Annotated in this window: 11 protein-coding genes; 3 read left to right on the forward strand and 8 right to left on the reverse strand. The window is 73.0% G+C overall.

What is annotated here, in order from left to right:
- Positions 1 to 21 precede the first annotated feature (21 nt).
- The 5 genes from BMY19_RS18425 to BMY19_RS18445 form a co-directional block, all read right to left on the reverse strand.
- Positions 22 to 1,626: an ABC transporter ATP-binding protein gene (locus BMY19_RS18425; RefSeq protein WP_100252520.1), complete on the reverse strand. Its 1,605-nt coding sequence runs from the start codon at positions 1,624 to 1,626 to the stop codon at positions 22 to 24.
- A 3-nt stretch (positions 1,627 to 1,629) separates the two neighbouring features.
- Entirely contained in the window at positions 1,630 to 3,051 is a 1,422-nt protein-coding gene (locus BMY19_RS18430; protein ID WP_100252521.1) for a M20 family metallopeptidase, read from the reverse strand.
- A 145-nt stretch (positions 3,052 to 3,196) separates the two neighbouring features.
- Positions 3,197 to 4,132, reverse strand: a complete 936-nt coding sequence (locus tag BMY19_RS18435) for an ABC transporter permease (RefSeq protein ID WP_100252522.1) — start codon at positions 4,130 to 4,132, stop codon at positions 3,197 to 3,199.
- 10 nt (positions 4,133 to 4,142) lie between these two features.
- Complete coding sequence (locus BMY19_RS18440; protein WP_042669601.1) at positions 4,143 to 5,060, reverse strand: ABC transporter permease; 918 nt, start codon at positions 5,058 to 5,060, stop codon at positions 4,143 to 4,145.
- Positions 5,061 to 5,284: 224 nt separating this feature from the next.
- Positions 5,285 to 6,829 (reverse strand): ABC transporter substrate-binding protein, encoded by a 1,545-nt coding sequence (locus BMY19_RS18445; RefSeq protein WP_100252523.1) that lies wholly within the window; start codon positions 6,827 to 6,829, stop codon positions 5,285 to 5,287.
- 170 nt (positions 6,830 to 6,999) lie between these two features.
- On the opposite strand from BMY19_RS18445, the gene BMY19_RS18450 reads away from it, so the two are divergent.
- Positions 7,000 to 7,902, forward strand: a complete 903-nt coding sequence (locus BMY19_RS18450) for a LysR family transcriptional regulator (protein ID WP_091927007.1) — start codon at positions 7,000 to 7,002, stop codon at positions 7,900 to 7,902.
- Between the two features lie 27 nt (positions 7,903 to 7,929).
- Here BMY19_RS18450 and BMY19_RS18455 read toward each other — a convergent pair whose 3' ends face one another.
- Entirely contained in the window at positions 7,930 to 8,715 is a 786-nt protein-coding gene (locus tag BMY19_RS18455) for a CDP-diacylglycerol diphosphatase (protein WP_100252524.1), read from the reverse strand.
- Between the two features lie 159 nt (positions 8,716 to 8,874).
- On the opposite strand from BMY19_RS18455, the gene BMY19_RS18460 reads away from it, so the two are divergent.
- Positions 8,875 to 9,960: a DUF2891 domain-containing protein gene (locus BMY19_RS18460; RefSeq protein WP_244534949.1), complete on the forward strand. Its 1,086-nt coding sequence runs from the start codon at positions 8,875 to 8,877 to the stop codon at positions 9,958 to 9,960.
- Positions 9,961 to 10,114: 154 nt separating this feature from the next.
- Here BMY19_RS18460 and BMY19_RS18465 read toward each other — a convergent pair whose 3' ends face one another.
- Both BMY19_RS18465 and BMY19_RS18470 read right to left on the reverse strand, forming a co-directional pair.
- Positions 10,115 to 10,420, reverse strand: coding sequence for a hypothetical protein (locus BMY19_RS18465; RefSeq protein WP_056533754.1), 306 nt, complete (start codon positions 10,418 to 10,420; stop codon positions 10,115 to 10,117).
- 100 nt (positions 10,421 to 10,520) lie between these two features.
- Positions 10,521 to 13,379 carry a PAS domain-containing protein gene (locus BMY19_RS18470; RefSeq protein WP_100252526.1) on the reverse strand — a complete coding sequence of 953 codons (2,859 nt, stop codon included), beginning with the start codon at positions 13,377 to 13,379 and terminating at the stop codon, positions 10,521 to 10,523.
- A gap of 321 nt (positions 13,380 to 13,700) precedes the next feature.
- Between BMY19_RS18470 and BMY19_RS18475 the strand changes: the two genes are divergently transcribed.
- The gene (locus BMY19_RS18475) at positions 13,701 to 17,006 is read left to right on the forward strand and encodes a DEAD/DEAH box helicase (protein ID WP_100252527.1); all 3,306 of its coding nucleotides are present in this window, start codon (positions 13,701 to 13,703) and stop codon (positions 17,004 to 17,006) included.
- Positions 17,007 to 17,037 lie beyond the last annotated feature (31 nt).

Genomic DNA, 17,037 nt, shown 5'->3' on the forward strand with positions numbered 1-17,037 from the left:
CCCGTCCGGGGCCGGAACGGCTCAGGAGGCGCGCGCGCCCGGCACCGCGGCGAGCAGGGTGCGGGTGTAGGCGTGCTCCGGCGCGGCGAACAGGTCCGCGGTGCCCCGCATCTCCACGATGGCGCCGCGGTGCATCACGGCGATCCGGTCGCAGATCGTGGCGGCCACCCGCAGATCGTGGGTGATGAACAGCATCGCCAGCGACAATCTCTGCTTCAGGTCCTCCAGCAGGTCCAGCACCTGCCGCTGGACCGAGACGTCCAGCGCCGAGACCGCCTCGTCGGCCACCAGCACGTCCGGCTCCATCGCGAGCGCTCGGGCGATGCCGATGCGCTGGCGCTGCCCGCCCGAGAAGGCGTTGGGGTAGCGGGCGGCGGCCTTCGGATCGAGACCGACGAGGTCGAGGAGGCTGCGCGCCCGCTCCCGGGCCTCGGCGGCCGGGACCCCGTGGGCGATCGGACCCGCCGTGATGATCTGCTCCACGGTGCGCCGCGGGTTCAGGGACGCGAACGGGTCTTGGAAGATCATCTGGATCCGGCTGCGCTTGTCGCGCAAGGCCGCCTTCCCGAGGGCCGTGTAGTCGAGCTCCCCGAGGCGGACCGTTCCGCCATCGGGCTCGATCAGGCGGATCGCCAGCCGCGCGGTCGTCGACTTGCCCGAGCCGGATTCACCCACGATCCCCAGGGTCTCGCCGCGGCGGACGTCGAAGGACACCTCCTTGACGGCCGCCACGATCCGCGGCTTGCCGAACAGGCCGGAGCGCCCGGAATAGGTCTTGGACAGCCCGGTCACCGAGAGGGCGACCGGCGCCGCTTCCAGGGCTGCGCGCGGCGGCGGCGTCAGGCTCGGGACGGCGGCGAGCAACGCCCTGGTATAGGGCGCCTGCGGATTGCGCAGCACGGCCTCGGCGGTGCCGGATTCCACGAGCCGCCCGCGCTGGAGCACCGCCACGTGGTCGGCGATCTCCGCCACCACGCCGAAATCGTGGGTGATGAACAGGATGCTCATCCCGCGCTTGCGCTGCAGGTCACGGATCAGCCGGAGGATCTGGGCCTGGGTGGTGACGTCCAGCGCCGTGGTCGGCTCGTCGGCGACCAGCACCGAGGGCTCCAGCGCCAGCGCCATGGCGATCATCGCTCGCTGCCGCTGGCCGCCGGAGAGCTGATGCGGGTAGGCCCGCACCGCCTCCTCGGGGTTGGGAAGCCCGACCTCGGTGGCGAGCGCCACTGCCCGGGCCCAGCGCTCGCTGCGGGTGAGCAGGTTGTGCGCCTCGAACATCTCGGCGATCTGGTCGCCGATCCGCATCACCGGGTTCAGGGCCGTCATCGGCTCCTGGAACACCATGGCGATGCGCCGGCCCCGCAGCGACCGCCACGCGGGCTCGTCGAGGGTCAGGAGATCCCGGCCCTCGAACAGGATCGTGCCGGCCGTCGGCTCCAGGGCCCGGGGCAGGAGGCCGGTCAGCGCGTAGGCGCTCATCGACTTGCCCGAGCCCGATTCCCCGACGACGCACAGGATCTTCCCGGCCTCGAGGTCGAGGTTCAGGCCCTCGACCGCGTGCGGGCGGTCGGCGCCCTTGGGGAGCGCGATCGTCAGATCGCGGATGCGGACGACCGGCTCGCTCATGGTTCAGGCCCTCGCTTCGCGGCGGCGGAGGATGTCGGGTCCGTCTCGGCCCAGATCCCAGAACAAGCCGGCCATGATCGCCAGGCCCTCGCGGGTGCCGGAGGCGAGCATGTGCTCGTCGGGCCCGTGCTGGCGGCAGGCCGGGTAGGAATGCGGCACCCAGAGGGTCGGCAGGCCCAGAATCTCCGAGAAGGCGTCGTTCGGCAGCGATCCGCCGAGATTGGGCAGCAGTGCCGGCTTTTTTCCGCTGCTCGCCTCGATCGACTCCAGGGCCCACTCGACCCAGGGGTCTTCGACCGGCAGCCGCGTCGCCTGGAAGACTTCCGCCGCGCGGGCCGGCCGGACCTCGATCATCGGGAAGCCGTGGGCGTCGAGATGGGTGCGCACGTTCCGGATCAGGTTCTGCCAGTCGGTGCCGACCACGAAGCGCAGCTGCAGGGTCGCCTTGGCGTGGGGCGGCACGGCGTTGAGCGGCCCGTCCGGATCGCCGGTCTTGAAGGCCAGCACCTCCAGCGTGTTCCAGGCGAAGACCCGCTCGGCCGGGGTGAGGCCCGGCTCGCCCCAGTCGGAATCGATCGTAGGTGCGGTCGGATCCTCGCCGACGCGGATGTCGGCCAAAGCCGCGCGCACGCCCTCGGGGATCGGCGGCGGCCGCAGGGCCTCGACCAGGATGGCGCCCCTTGCGTCGACCATCGAGGCGATCGCCGAGGCCAGCACGGTGCCGGGGTTGCGCAGCAGCCCGCCCCAGTTGCCGGAATGGTGTGGGCCTTCCCGCAGGTTCAGGCTCAGGTCGAAATTGTAGGCGCCGCGGGAGCCGAGGAAGAGGGTCGGGCGCTCGCCGTTGAGGCGGGGACCGTCCGAGGCGATCAGCACGTCGGAGCGCAAGGCTTCGGCCTGCTCCCGGCAGAACGGCCGCAGGCCCGGGGAGCCCGATTCCTCGCCCATCTCGATCAGCAGCTTCACGTTGAAGCCGAGATGGCCGTCGCGCGCTGCGATCACCTGCTCCAGGGCGGCGAGGTTGAGGACGTGCTGGCCCTTGTTGTCGGCGGTGCCGCGCCCGTACCAGCGGTCGCCCTCGACCACGATCTCCCAGGGGCCGAGGCCCTCGCGCCACTGCTCGGGGTAGCCCCGCACCGTGTCGCCGTGGCCGTAGATCAGCACGGTCGGCAGGTCCGCGCCCTCGCGCCGCTCGGCGATCAGGAACGGGCCGTGCACCCCGTCGGGGTTGGGGAAGATCTTCGGGGTCTCGAAGCCGAGGCGGGCGACCAGCGGCGCGATGAAGGCGTCGAGATAGGCGCGGAGCGCCGCCTCCTGGCCGGGGGCCTGGCTCTCGGTCGGCATCGCCACCGCCTCCCGCAGGAGGGCGAGGAACGCGCCCGAATCGAAGCTGTCAGTGGCGCGCGCGATGGCGGCGTCTCGCGTCATGGTGTGATCCCGGAGGAGGGTGTCTGAGAGGGATTGGCGGCCCCACCCGTCATCGCGAGCGCAGCGATGCGACCCAGAGAGGCGCGACCGCGGCAAGCGTGGCGCCGCTGGGTTGCTTCGCTCCGCTCGCAAAGACGGCGGCGCATCAGTTGCGCGCCTCGGGGGCGGTGATGTCGCGCAGGCCATCACCTAAGAGATTGATCGCCAGCACGAGGAGGAGAAGCGCCACGCCCGGGATGGTGATCACCCAGGGCTGGAAGAACATGTACTGCTTGCCCTCGGCGATCATCAGGCCCCAGGAGGGCAGGGGCGGCTGCACGCCGAGTCCGAGGAACGACAGGGCGGCCTCCAGCAGGATCGCGTGGGCCATCTCCAGGGTCGCCACGACGATCAGGGCGTTCATGATGTTGGGCAGGATCTCCTGGCGGATGATGCGCAGGTCGGTCAGCCCCGCGGCGCGGGCGGCCGAGATGAAGTCCTGGTTGCGGATCTGCTGGGTCGCGGCCCGGGTCACCACGGCGAAGCGGTCCCAGAGCAGGAAGCCCAGCACCAGCACCACCACCTTCAGGGAGCCGCCGACCAGCGCCGCCATGGCGAGCGCCACCAGCACCACCGGCATGGCGAGCCGGGTGGTCACCACGTAGCTCACCACCGAATCGACCCAGCCGCCGAAATAGCCGGCGCACAGGCCGAGCGTGGTGCCGATCAGCCCGGAGATCAGCGCCGCCGAGATCCCGATCAGGAGGGAGATCTGGCCGCCGTAGAGGAGGCGGCTCAGGTAGTCGCGGCCGAGCTTGTCGGTACCGAGCACGTGCTCCCAGGTGCCCTTGGCCTGCCAGACCGGCGGGATCAGGCGGCGGGACACGTCCTGCGCGTAAGGGTCGTGCGGCGCGATGAGCGGGGCGGCGAGCGCCGCCAGCACGATCAGCCCGAGGATCCCGGCCCCGATCAGGAAGCCGGTATGGCGCAGACCCCGCCGCAGGATCAGGCGGGTGGGGGAGGGGACCGGCGCGAGCGTGACCGGCGCGTCAGAAGGAAGGGCCGGGGCGGCGAGTGCCGCCGTGTCGGGGGGGAGGCTCATCGGCGGATCCTCACGACTGGCGCAGGCGCGGGTCGAGGAAGGCGTTCAGGAGGTCGGCCGCCAGCGTCAGGCCGATGTAGATCATGGCCAGAACCAGCACGATCGCCTGGACGACGGGGAAGTCGTTGCGGGCGATGGATTCCCAGGCGAGCTGCCCGAGGCCCTGGAGCGAGAACACCGCCTCGATCACGATCGAGCCGCCGAGCATGAAGCCGAACTGCACCGCCGACAGGGCGATCACCGGGATCACGGCGTTGCGGAGCGCGTGCCGCACCAGGATCTTCCGGGGCGGCAGCCCCTTGGCGCGGGCGGTGCGGACGTAGTCGGACGCCAGCACCTCCAGCATGCCGTTGCGGGTGAGCCGCATCACCGCCGGCATCGCGTAGTAGCCGAGCGCCACCGCGGGCAGGACGAAGTTCTTCCAGGTGGCGTTGCCCGAGACCGGCAGCCAGCGGAGGTTGACGGAGAAGATCAGGATCAGCGTCAGGCCGAACCAGAAGCTCGGCATCGCCTGGCCCAGCACCGAGACGGCGAGCGCCGTCCGGTCGATCCACGTGTCCCGCTTCACGGCGGCGACGACGCCGAGGGGAATGGCCACGAACAGCGCCACGGCCAGCGCGATGATGCCGAGATAGAGGGTGATCGGCAGGCGGGCGGCCAGCAGGTCGATCACGCTCTCACGGAAATAGAAGGAGTTGCCGAAGTCGAGGTGAAGCGCCCGCCAGCCCCAGGTGAGGAACTGGGTCAGCAGCGGCTGGTCCAGGCCGTAATCCTGGCGGATCTGGGCGATCTGCGGCCCGGTGGCCTCAGGGCCGGCGATGGCCGTGGCGAGGTCGCCCGAGAGATGGAGGAGCAGGAAGCTCGCCACCGAGACCGTGAAGGCCACCGCCAGGGCGACCAGCACGCGCCGGAACGTGAAGGCCAGCATGGCTCAGGCTCCTGCTGTTTCCCGTCGATCACGTCGGATCATGACGGAGCGTTCTCTCCTCCCCTGGCGATCCCGGGCTTGCCCGGGATCGCTCAAGCTTGCGGGGAGGAGCCGGAGGTGGGGGTGGTTCAGGATCAAGCGGAGCGGTGCCGTCTGCACCACACCCACCCCTGACCCCTCCCCGCAAGGGGGAGGGGAAAAGCGTCGCGCCACGGCCACCATCATCACTTCCACGACGCCGAGTAGAAGCGCGCCACCTCGTCGGGCTGCGCGGTGAAGTTCAGGTCCGACGTGAAGGCGTAGTTGGTCGAGTAGGAGAACATCGGCAGGGCGTAGGCCTGCGCGGCGATCCGCTGGAGCGCCTTGGCGTAGGCGGCCTTGCGCTTCTCCGGGTCGGTCGAGCCGTCGCCCTCCTGCAGGTCGGCGATCACCTGCGGATCCTTGGTCAGGTCCTCCTCGCCGCCGCGGAAATACACCCCGTCGAAGGCCGAGACGTCGAGCACCGAGAACGACCCCCAGGTCTGGTAGCCGATCGAGGTCTTGCCGGCCCGCAGCGCGTCGCGGAACGCCGCGTAGCGCAGGTAGTTGAGCCGCGCCTTGATGCCGACGGCGCCGAGATAGCCGATCACCGCCTCGGCGTAGTCGCGCTCGCGATAGGCGCCGAGGTCGATCTCGAACCCGTTCGGGTAGCCGGCTTCCTTGAGCAGCGCCTTGGCCTTGGCGGGGTCGTAGGCGTAGCGCGGCACGCCCTGGTCGGTGCAGCCGAACTGGTCGACGAAGCACAGCGCGTTCATCACCCGCGAGGCGCCGCGCACGAGGTTGTCGACCATCGCCTTGCGGTCGATGGCGTAGGAGATCGCCTGCCGGACGCGCACGTCCTTGAGCGGCGAGTTCTCCTTCGCCCGGCCCAGCGTGTCGAACTGCAGGAACCCGACCCGCATCGTCTCGGAATTGAGGACCGTGATGTTGGGCGCGGCGCGCAACTGCTCGGCTTGGTCGCTCGGCACCCGCCAGATCCAGTCGACGCCGCCGGTCATCAGCTCGGCCATCCGGCTCTCGCCGTCCGGGATGACGCGGAACTGCAGCTTGCCGATCTTCGGCTTACCCAGAGGGCTCTCGGCCCAGTACTTGTCGAACCGCTCCATGGAGACGCCGCGGCCGCTGTCGACCTTGGTGATCCGGTACGGGCCGCTGCCGACCGGCGCCTTGGCGAAACCGTCGAGGCCGACCTTCTTGAAGTAGTTGGCCGGGAAGATCGGGGTCGGGCCGGCGAGGTATTCCAGCGCCGCCGGGAACGGGGCCTTCAGGTGGATGCGCACGCTGTGCGGGCCGGTCACCTCCACCGACTTCATCCAGTCGACGTTCTGGCGGGTGACCGTGCGCGCTTCGGGGGTCAGCACGTAGTTGAACGTGAAAGCCACGTCCTCCGGCCCGAGCGGGTCGCCGTTGTGGAAGACCACGCCCTCGCGGATCGTGAGGTCGAGGGTCGTGTCGTCCGCCCATTTCCAGGCGGTCGCCAGGAACGGCTTGTAGGTGCCGTCCTTGGGATCCCGGTACAGCAGCGTGTCCCAGCAGTTCCGGGCCAGGATCACGCCCTCGCGGGCGCTGTTGTGGTACGGGCTGACGTTCTCGGGCTCGCTGTCCGACGCGTAGACCAATGTGTCGTTGGCCTTGCCGGCGAGCGCGGGGTGGGCGGCGATCAGGGTCGCGAACGAGGCGGCCAGGGTGGCGGCCAAGGTGGCGGCTCGGGTGAGGGTCCGTAGCGGCATGCAGGCTCCGACGGCGCGGCGGACAGGCCCGGCGGACGGTTCCGCGGCTGCCGCGTTTTTCACCCTGCCATGGTGTTGTGCATCTGGGATCGCAACAAGTAGAATTTAGCGAGTGCTGCGTTGCCGTATCGGCAATGTGCACGGCACCATACAGCGCATCGAGCACGATAATGCAGAGTACGGGCCTGCGCTACTTCCTGGCCGTGGCCCGCACCGGGTCGATCGCGGCCGCCTCGTCCCAGCTCAACGTCGCGGCCTCCGCGATCAGCCGGCAGATCGCCAACCTGGAGGCCGAGCTCGACTGCGTGCTGTTCGAGCGCCGCCCGCGCGGCATGGTGCCGAGCCCGGCCGGTGAGCTGCTGGCGCAGCATGCCCATCAGGTGCTGATCCGCTCCGAGCAGGTGGTCACCGAGATCCGGGAGCTGGAAGGGCTCGCCCGCGGGCTGATCCGGGTCGCCTGCTCGGAGGGCTTCTCCCTCGACATCGTGCCGAACGCGATCGCGGCCTTCCACGCGGCCCATCCCGGCATCCGCTTCGAGGTCACGGTCCAGCCCCCGGCCCAGGTCACCCAGACGGTGTCGGTGGGGGATGCCGATCTCGGGATCACCTTCGCGCTGACACCCACCGCGCAGGTCGAGGTGCTCTACGACGGGCAGGTCGACATGCTAGCGCTGGCCGCGCCCGACCATCCCCTCGCGCGGGCGCCGGCCCTGCGCCTCGTCGACCTGCTGGAGTATCCCGTCGCCCTGCCGACCCGGGACACGACCCTGCGGCAGGTCTTCGACGCCGCCTGCGCGCACGAGGGCATCGCGGTGGAGCCGGTGCTGACCTCCAACACGCTCTCGGCGCTGCTGCCCTTCGTGCGGCGTTCCCGCGGCATCGCCCTGATGTCGGCGCTGTCGGTGCAGACGCCCCTGCGTCTCAACGAGCTTGTCAGCCTGCCGATCCAGTCCCGGACGAGCCTCGCCCGGAGCGTGAAGATCCAGGCGATGCGCGACCGGCGGCTGCCGAAGGCGGTGCGGGCATTCCTGCGCCAGCTGCTCGACGCGCTGCCACCGCCGCGCTCGCCGTGACCCTCGACGCGCTCGGCCCGCGGGCGCTCAAGCGCCGCCGCGGGACGCAGCGACGGTGCAGCTGTGGTCCATCACGTCCTCGGCGCTGGCGCTCGGCGCCCGGTAGGCCAGCAGGATGTAGCCCGGCTCGGGATCGCCCGGGGGCGTGGCGAGCGCCGCGAAGCTCGTCCGGTGCAGATCCGGCCGGGCGCCCGGCAGGGTGTGCAGGGCCGCGAACGGGTTGAACTGCGCGGCCTCCGCCTCCGGCACGCGCAGGGCGTAGTACCGGTCGCCGGCCAGCGGCACCGGGAAGCGGCTCCAGGTGTGGCGCACCTGCCGGCCGTGCGCCCGGACGGCCTTGAGCACGCTCGGCTTCAGGCAGTCGAGGTGGATGTGGAGCTGGTCCTGGCTGCGGCCCCGGGCCGAGTTGACCGCGAGCCCGACCTCCGCGGGGGTGAGCCTCCCCTTCAGCACGTCCGACACGAGCGGCCGCGCCGCCAGGGCCGCCCGCCAGTAGGCGGCACCGCGCGGTCCCCGCAGGACCGGCGCCTCCAGGCCCGGCACGGTGTCGGTGGGCATGACGACGCTGTGGGTCGGCTCGCCGGGCGCGCGCAGGACCGCCGAGCCGGGACGGTCACCGTCCCCGAGATCGACCGACAGGCACGGGAAGGTCCGGTTGGCGAGCCGCTTGGCGAGGACGCAGGTCTTCAGGGCGGCCCACAGCACGTCGCGGCTCGGGTCCGGCGCGGCGGCGGCCGGTGCCGCGGCGGCCGCCAGGGCCGCGACGGCCGAGAGGGCCGCGACGAGGAGGGCGGCGGGCGGCGCGCGGCGCATGGGGGCTCCCGGTGAGGCCGGCGCGTCCGGCCCGGCCTCACCGCGATAGCCGATCCGGGGCCGTGCCGGCAAAGGATCCGCGAGCCCTGACGCCGTGCCGGGAAACCCGCTATGCCGGCAGTCGCCGAGTCCCCGCAAAACGCCCGCCGGAATGCCGCGATGACGCTCACTCCCACGCTCACCCCCGACATCGCTGCGCGCTTCGCCGCCGTCGCCCTCGGCCATGTCGGCCGCGAATATCCGAACAAGCCGGGCCACGTCCTGGCCGGGCCGGCGGATGCCCGCACCCCCGCGGCCCTGCACCCGGCCTTCCACGGCAGCTACGACTGGCATTCCTGCGTCCACGGCACGTGGCTGCTGGCGCGGGTGCTGCGGCTGTTCCCGGACGGCCCGCAGGCCCCGGCGATCCGCGCCCGGCTCGACGCGCAGCTGACTCCCGCGACGGTGGCGGGGGAATGCGCCTACTTCGCCGCCCCGACCGCCCGGGGCTTCGAGCGCCCCTACGGCTGGGGCTGGCTGCTGAAGCTCGCCGACGCGCTCGCCGCGCTCCCCGAGCGCCGCTGGTCCGAGGCCCTGGCGCCGCTGGCCGCGGTGATCGTCCGGCGCTTCGCGGAGTTCCTGCCGGTGGCGTCCTACCCGGTGCGGGTCGGGACCCATTTCAACACCGCCTTCGCGCTGCGCCTGGCGGCCGATTACGCGGAGGGCGCGGGGGATGCCGGGCTGACCACTCTGCTGCACGACACCGCCGTCGGCTGGTACGGGGAGGACGCGGATTGCCCGGCCTGGGGCGAACCCGGCGGCGACGACTTCCTCTCCTCGGCGCTGATCGAGGCGGAGTGCATGCGCCGGCTGCTGCCGCCCGCCCGCTTCGCGCCCTGGTTCGACCGGTTCCTGCCCGGTCTCGCGGCGTCCCGGCCCGCGACCCTGTTCCGCCCCGCGGGCGTGACCGACCGCTCCGACGGGAAGATCGCCCATCTCGACGGGCTGAACCTCAGCCGCGCGTGGTGCTTCCGCGCGCTCGCCGCGTCCCTCGGACCGGACGATCCCCGCCAGCCGCCGCTCCGCGCGGCCGCGGAGGCGCACCTCGCGGCCGGGCTCCCGCACGTCACCGGCGACTACATGGGCGAGCACTGGCTCGCGACCTTCGCGCTGCTGGCCCTCGAGGCCGGTCCCGGGGCCGGGGCAGGGACCGGGGCAGAGACCGGTGCCGCGGGCGACGCCCGGGATGGCGGGAAGTGCTTCTGAGAGATTCTTGAGAACTGTCCGTCGCGGGCCACGTCGACGGCTGCCGGACGACAACAAAAAAAGGACCGCCCTCAGGAGAACGGTCCGGAAGTCTAGGGAGGAAACGCCCACGAGGGGCCGCAACACAGCGACGCCGTCGCTGTGTTGCTTGCCGTCAACCCGACAGGGACGGCCTTGTTCCTGGCTCCGGCCCGCCGCGTGGCAGGGCCAGCCCGCCCGGGACCGCCGTGAGGCCGGCGGGGCGGCGCGGCTCGCCGGGGCCGAACTCGGCGCGGTAGGTCCGCTCCAGCGTCATGAGCCCCCGCAGGGGCCCTTCGGCCAGATCGAGGAGCCGCGCGTCGCGCCAGCGCAAGGTGCGGCCGAGGCGGCGCCGGAACCAGCGCCCGCGCTCCTCCTCGACGAGCAGGACCAGCTTGCCGGTCCAGGTCCGGCGGAACCAGAAACGTCCGGTCAGCGGCATGGCGGTCGAGGCCCCGGTGGTGGATGGGGATAGACTACATCCGGATCCCGTCTGTGGGAAGATTTCCGGATGATGCGCCGATGAATTCTGGCGAAGACTGTTAATCGGAAGCGGGTTCCGGCCGTGCGCGGGCGTCCGGCTGCCCGCCCCGCCGCGCCGCCTCGGAGAGGACCTGGGCGAGCTGCTCGGCCGAGTAGGGCTTGCGCAGGAGGGCGAAACCGTGGGCGTCGTCCTCGGCCAGGACGTGGCTGTAGCCCGAGGTCAGCACCACCGGCAGGTCGGGGCGGCGGGTCCGGAGCTGCCGGGCGAGGGCGAAGCCGCCCATCCCCGGCATGACCACGTCGGAGAAGACCGCGTCGAACCGGTCCGGCGCCCGGTCGAGTTCGGCCAGCGCCTCCTCGGCGGATTTCGCCCAGACCGGCGCGTGGCCCAGATCCTCCAGGATCTGGGTGCAGAAGCGCCCGACCCCGAGATTGTCCTCCACGACGAGGATGCACAGGCCCCGCCGCGGCTCCGCCTCCGGGCGGGCCTCGCGGTCGGCCTCGGACACGGCGGCGGGCGCGGCGACCTGCGGCAGGTAGAGCGAGAAGGTCGTGCCGTGGCCGAGCGCGCTCGCCACGTCGATGTCGCCGCCCGACTGCTTGGCGAAGCCGATGACCTGGCTGAGGCCGAGGCCGGTGCCCTTGCCGACCTCCTTGGTGGTGAAGAACGGCTCGAAGATCCGTCCCAGATCCGCGTCCGGGATGCCGGCGCCGGTATCGGAGACCCGCACGGCCACGAACGGTCCCTTCGCGCCGGCATGCCCGCGGATCGGCGGCATCGGGCTATCGCCCTCCAGCCGCAGGGTCAGGTTGCCTTCCCCGTCCATGGCGTCGCGGGCGTTGACCGCCATGTTGATCAGCGCGGTCTCGAACTGGCTCTGGTCGGCGCGCACGTAGCGGGGCGTCGCCGGCAGGTCGATGGCCACGCGGATGCGCGCGCCGGTGACCGAGTCGAGCATGTCGGCGATGCTGCGCAGGCGCGCGCCGATGTCGAACACCTGGGGTTTCAGCGCCTGGCGCCGGGCGAAGGCGAGGAGTTGGCCGGTGAGCCTGGCCGCCCGGTCGACGGTGTCGGAGACGGCGTCGAGGTAGCGGCGCCGGCGCGTCTCGGCCAGGTCCGGCCGGCGCAGGAACTCCACGGACGACCGGATGATGGTCAGGAGGTTGTTGAAGTCGTGCGCCACCCCGCCGGTGAGCTGGCCGATGGCCTCGAGCTTCTGCGACTGGCGCAGCGCCTCCTCGGCCTGCCGCTGCTCGGTGATGTCGCGCCCGAAGCCGTAGAACAGCCCGTCCTCCGGAACGACGGTCCAGAGCACCCGCCGCCGGTCGCCGGCGCGGGTCAGGCAGGCCAGTTCGATATCCTCGACCCGGCTGTCCGCGCAGAGCGGGCGCAGCGCCGCCTCGGCCGCCGCGCGCTCGGTGGGGGCGAGGAAGTCCAGGGCCGGCCGGCCGACCGTCTCGGCCTCCGACCAGCCCAGCGCCCGGCTCCACGAGGGGTTCACCGACTGGACCCGCCCGGTCCGGTCCGAGACGAGCTTCAGCACCGGCGACAGCGTCCAGACCCGGTCGCGGTCGCGGGTCTGGGCGGCGACCTGCGCCTCCAGATGCTCCGCCCGGGACTGGAGCAGGACCTCGTTCCGCTTCCGCTCGGAGACGTCGTGGGCGAAGACGTAGAACCCGTCGACGCGTCCGTCCGGGCCGCGGCGCGGGAGGTAGCGGGTGTCGGCGATCCGGGCCTGGCCGTTCGGGAAGGTCCAGGCCCATTCCTCGCGGACCTCCTGACCGGCGAGCGCCCGCTCGATGCCGGCGCGCCGGGCCTCGAACGCGCCGGGGCCGAGGAGGTCGCCGACGGTCCGCCCGACGACGGCGTCGGGCGCCTGGCCGGTCCAGGTCTCGTAGGCGGCGTTCGCAAACCGGTAGGTCAGGTCGCGGTCGATGAAGGCGATCAGGACCGGCATCGCGTCCGCGACCAGCCGGAGTTCCGCCTCCCGGGCCCGGAGCGCGTTCTCGCTCCGGCGGCGCTCGGTGATGTCGTTGAACAGGATCGCGACGCGGTTCCGCGCCGGCCCGTCCACCCGGTAAGCGTGCACGTCGTACCAGCGGCCCAGCGCCGCGGCGGCCTGCTCGAATCGGACCGGCTCGCCGGTCAGGGCGACCCGGCCGTAGAGGTCGAACCAGTGCTGCTCGAGGTCGGGGGCGAGGTCCCGCATCCGGCGGCCCACCGGGGCCCGCAGGCCGGTCTGCCGCTCGAAGGCGGGGTTGACCTCCAGGAAGCGGTAGTCGACGGGCCGGTCGCCGTCGGCGAACTCCACCTCGATCAGGCAGAAGCCGGCATCGATGAAGGTGAACAGCGAGCGGTAGCGCTCCTCGTTCCGGCGCAGGGCCGCCTCGGCGTTCCGGGATTCCAGCTGCGTCATCACCGTCCGGGCGAGCGCCTTCAGGATGAAGAGCTGCTGGTCGGTCAGCGTGCGCGGGACGCGGTCGAGGACGCAGAGCGTCCCGATGGCCCAGCCGTCCGGCGTCACCAGGGGCACGCCGGCGTAGAAGCGCAGGTGCGGGTCGCCGGTCACGAGGGGGTTGGCGGCGCTCTCCGGCTCCGCGGTCAGGTCGGGCAGCACGAGGGCGCCGTCCGCGCGCATGGCCTCGGTGCAGAAGCCGAACGCGAGCGGCATCGCCCGCGCGGCGTGGCCGAACGCGGCCTTGATCCACTGCCGGTCGGCGTCGACGAAGTTGATGTGGGCCATCGGCGTGCCGCAGGCCTGGGCGGCCATCTCGGCGATCTCGTCGAACGCGCGCTCGGGCGGCGTGTCGAGGATCGCGTAGGCGCGCAGGGCGGCGAGCCGCTGGGGATGCTGGGGCTCGAAACCCGACGGTCGGGATACTGTCTCGTTCGGCGACACGGAGCCGTCATAGCTCAAGCTTTCGCTTCTCCCTAGTGAAACTCTGCATCGCGCGTCCGGCGGCGGGACCAGGGCAAGCATTCCGCGATCGTTCAATACTAGACAGTCCCGCCGGATCGTCGGTGGGGGTGCGATTTCACGCGCGCCGTTCAAGTCTTGCTGGTCCGGCCGACCGGGCTTCGGGCGCCCGCCGGGATCTCTTCCTGCCTCGCCCGTCGCGGGCCCCGCGAAGAGCTCGGGCGGGCCCCGCGCGGCGGCTGTGGATCGGATCGCCGCGGCCGGGAGCCCGCGGGGCCGGTGCGGCGTTGCCGGCTCACGAGGGATGGGTTCGGATCAGGCATGGCCAAGCGCAGGACGAAGGCGGGCGCCCGACAGGGGCTGGAGGACGCGCCGCTGATGCCCACCGGCGCCCTGGCGGTGGCGCTCCTGGCCTTCGCCGAGGGGCCCGGGCCGGTGGTGCACGTCGCCCGGGACGCCCGCCGCCTCGAGGACCTCGCCGCGACCCTGCAGGCACTCGATCCCGACGCGCGGGTCGCGGTCTATCCCGAGTGGGACTGCCTGCCCTTCGACCACGCCTCGCCGTCGCGGGCCACGATGGGCGCCCGGGCCGCCGTGATGCGCTGGCTGACCGACCGGGACGCGCTGCCGGACTTCGTGCTGACGACCGCCCCCGCCCTCGTGCAGCGCGTGCCGCCGCCGGAGACCTGGGCGTCGGCCCGCGTGGCCCTGCGGGTCGGCGATCCCCTCGACGTCGCGGCCGCGACCGCAGACCTCAAGCGCCTCGGCTACATCCTCGACGAGCGGGTCGACGAGCCCGGCGAGATCGCCGTCCGCGGGCGCACCGTGGAGGTGTTCCCCGCCGCCGCGCCGCTTCCCTGCCGGATCGAGCACGCGGCGGGCCGCGTCACCGCGATCCGCTCCTACGACCCGATCTCGCAGCGCTCGGTGGCGGAGGCCGACGAGCTCGTCATCGACCCGGCCACCGAGATCGTCCTGGAGCCCGGCTCCGGCCAGAGCTTCGAGCCGTTCACCGGCCAGGAGCACCGCCTGGACCGCTACTACCCGCGCCTCGTCACGCTCCTCGACTACGTGCCCGAAGCGCGCCTCGCGGTCGAGGACGGCACGCAGGCCCGGATCGACGCCTTCTTCGAGCAGATGGACGAGGCCCGGGGCCGGCTGAAGACCCGCGACGCGCCGGCGGGGCCCGGCACCGGCCTCTACCTGACGCCGGAGGCGTGGCGCGCCGTCGTGGCGGATCGCGGCCGGCTCGCCGCCACCGAGGCGGCCGGCGAACCCCGCGCCATGCCGCGCTTCGCCGGGGAGCGCCGGCCCGGCACGGCCTTCGCCAAGGTCCTGCGCGCCCGTCTGAAGGCCGGCGACGTCGTCGTGCTCGGCGGATCGGTCCGGCCGCTCCGGCGCCTCGTGCGCCAAGCGGGCAAGATCGCCGAGCGCCCGATCCGCCTGATCGATGCCTGGGCCGACGTCGCCGAGGCGGCGCCCGGCGACGTCCTCGCCCTGGAGGCCCCGCTGGCGGCCGGTTTCCGGGTGCCCGAGCAGGGCGCCACCGTGATCGCGGCCGCCGACCTGTTCGGCCCGGAGGCCGCCGTGACCGGGGCCGCCCGTGCGATCCTGCCGATGGGCGAGGTCGACCTGCGCCCCGGCGACGTGGCGGTCGACCGGGACCACGGCCTGTGCGTGTTCGAGGGGCTCGAGCCGGTCTCCGCGCCGGGTGCCGCGCAGGACGGGGAGCCCTCCGAGGCCCTGCGCCTGCGCTTCGCCGGCGACGCGATCCTGATGGTGCCGGTCACCCAGGCCGACCGGATCTGGCGCTACGGGTCGGAGCCCGACGCCGTCACCCTGGACAAGCTCGACGGCGGCACGTGGCCCCGGCGCCGCCTGGAGGCCGAGGCCACCATGGCGCGGACCGCCCGCCTGATGCTGGAGGCCGCCCGGGCCCGCCGGGAGACCGAGGCGCCGGTTCTGGCGCCGCCGGCCCGCGAGATGGAGCGGTTCGCCGCCGGCTTCGGCTTCGCCCCGACCCCCGACCAGGGGGCGGCGGTCGACGCGCTGATGGCCGACCTCGCCTCGGGCCGGCCGATGGACCGTCTGGTCTGCGGCGATGTCGGCTTCGGCAAGACCGAGGTGGCGCTCCGGGCGCTCGCGGCCGCGATCTTCTCCGGGCGTCAGGCGGCGCTGATCGCCCCGACCACCGTGCTGGCGCGCCAGCACGCCGAGACGCTGCGCCGCCGCTTCGGCCGGTTCGGCGTCGAGGTGGCGCAGCTCTCGCGCCTCGTCGCGCCGGCCGAGGCCAGGCGCGTCAAGGCGGGGCTCGCCGACGGCTCGATCCGGCTGGTGGTCGGCACCCACGCGCTCGCCGGCAGCGGGGTGGCGTTCGCGGATCTCGGCCTGACCGTGATCGACGAGGAGCAGCGCTTCGGCGCGAAGATGAAGGCCGACCTGCGCCGCCTCGCGGATGGCGGCCACGTGCTCACGCTCACCGCGACGCCGATCCCCCGCACCCTCCAGGCGGCGCTCGTCGGCCTCCAGAGCCTCAGCGTGCTCGCCACGCCGCCGGCTCTGCGCCAGCCGGTCCGGACCGTGGTGGCACCCTTCGACGCCGAGGCGGTCCGCGAGGCCCTCGTCCGCGAGCACCGCCGGGGCGGCCAGAGCTTCGTGGTCTGCCCGCGGATCGAGGACATCGGCCCCATGGCCGAGCGCCTGCGCGCCCTCGTGCCGGGCCTCGACATCCTGGTGGCGCACGGGGACCTGAAGCCCTCCGCCATGGACGAGGTCATGGTCCGGTTCGCGGAGGGCGACGGCGACGTCCTGCTCGCCACCGCGATCGTGGAGAGCGGCCTCGACGTGCCGCGGGCCAACACCATGCTGGTCTGGGAGGCCGCCCGGTTCGGGCTGGCGCAACTCCACCAGCTCCGGGGCCGCGTCGGCCGCGGCCAGCGCCGCGGCACCGTCCACCTGCTCAGCGACCCGGCCGCGCCCCCGCCAGCGGCGGCGCTGCAGCGCCTGCGCGCCCTGGAGGCCCTCGACCGCCTCGGCGCCGGCTTCGCGGTCAGCGCCCGGGACCTCGACCTGCGCGGCGCCGGCGACCTCGTCGGCGAGGATCAGGCGGGGCACGCCAAGCTCGTCGGGCTCGGCCTCTACCAGCACCTGCTGCAGCTGGCGCTCACCGCCGCCAAGGGCGAGCGCGCCGAGGACTGGAGCCCCGAGATCGAGCTCGGCCTGCCGAGCCGGATCCCCGAGGACTACGTTCCGGAGCCCGAGATCCGCCTCAGCCTCTACACGCGCCTGCTGCGCCTCCGCGAGCCCGAGGCGATCGAGGCACTCGCCGGCGAGGTCGAGGACCGGTTCGGCGCGGCCCCCGCGCCGGTGCTCGCCCTGTTCGACCTCGCGCGGCTGCGCGCGTCCTGCTGCGCGCTGGGCGTCGCCCGGCTCCGGGGCGGGCCGCAGGGCGTCGCGGCCGACCTGCGGCCCGACCGGCCGCTGACCGCGATGGCCGCCGAGGCGGGGATCGTGCTCCGCGACGGGCGGGTGGTGTGGAAGCGGCCCTGCCCGGATTCCGCCGCCTGCGCGGCGCTCGCGACCGACCTCTTGGAGCGGATCCGCGCCGCCCGGGAACGTGAGGCCTGAGCAAAGGCCTGAGCGCGCCAGTCGAGCGTGA

The organism is Methylobacterium sp. UNC300MFChir4.1, from assembly GCF_900110155.1.
Taxonomy (GTDB): Bacteria; Pseudomonadota; Alphaproteobacteria; order Rhizobiales; family Beijerinckiaceae; genus Methylobacterium.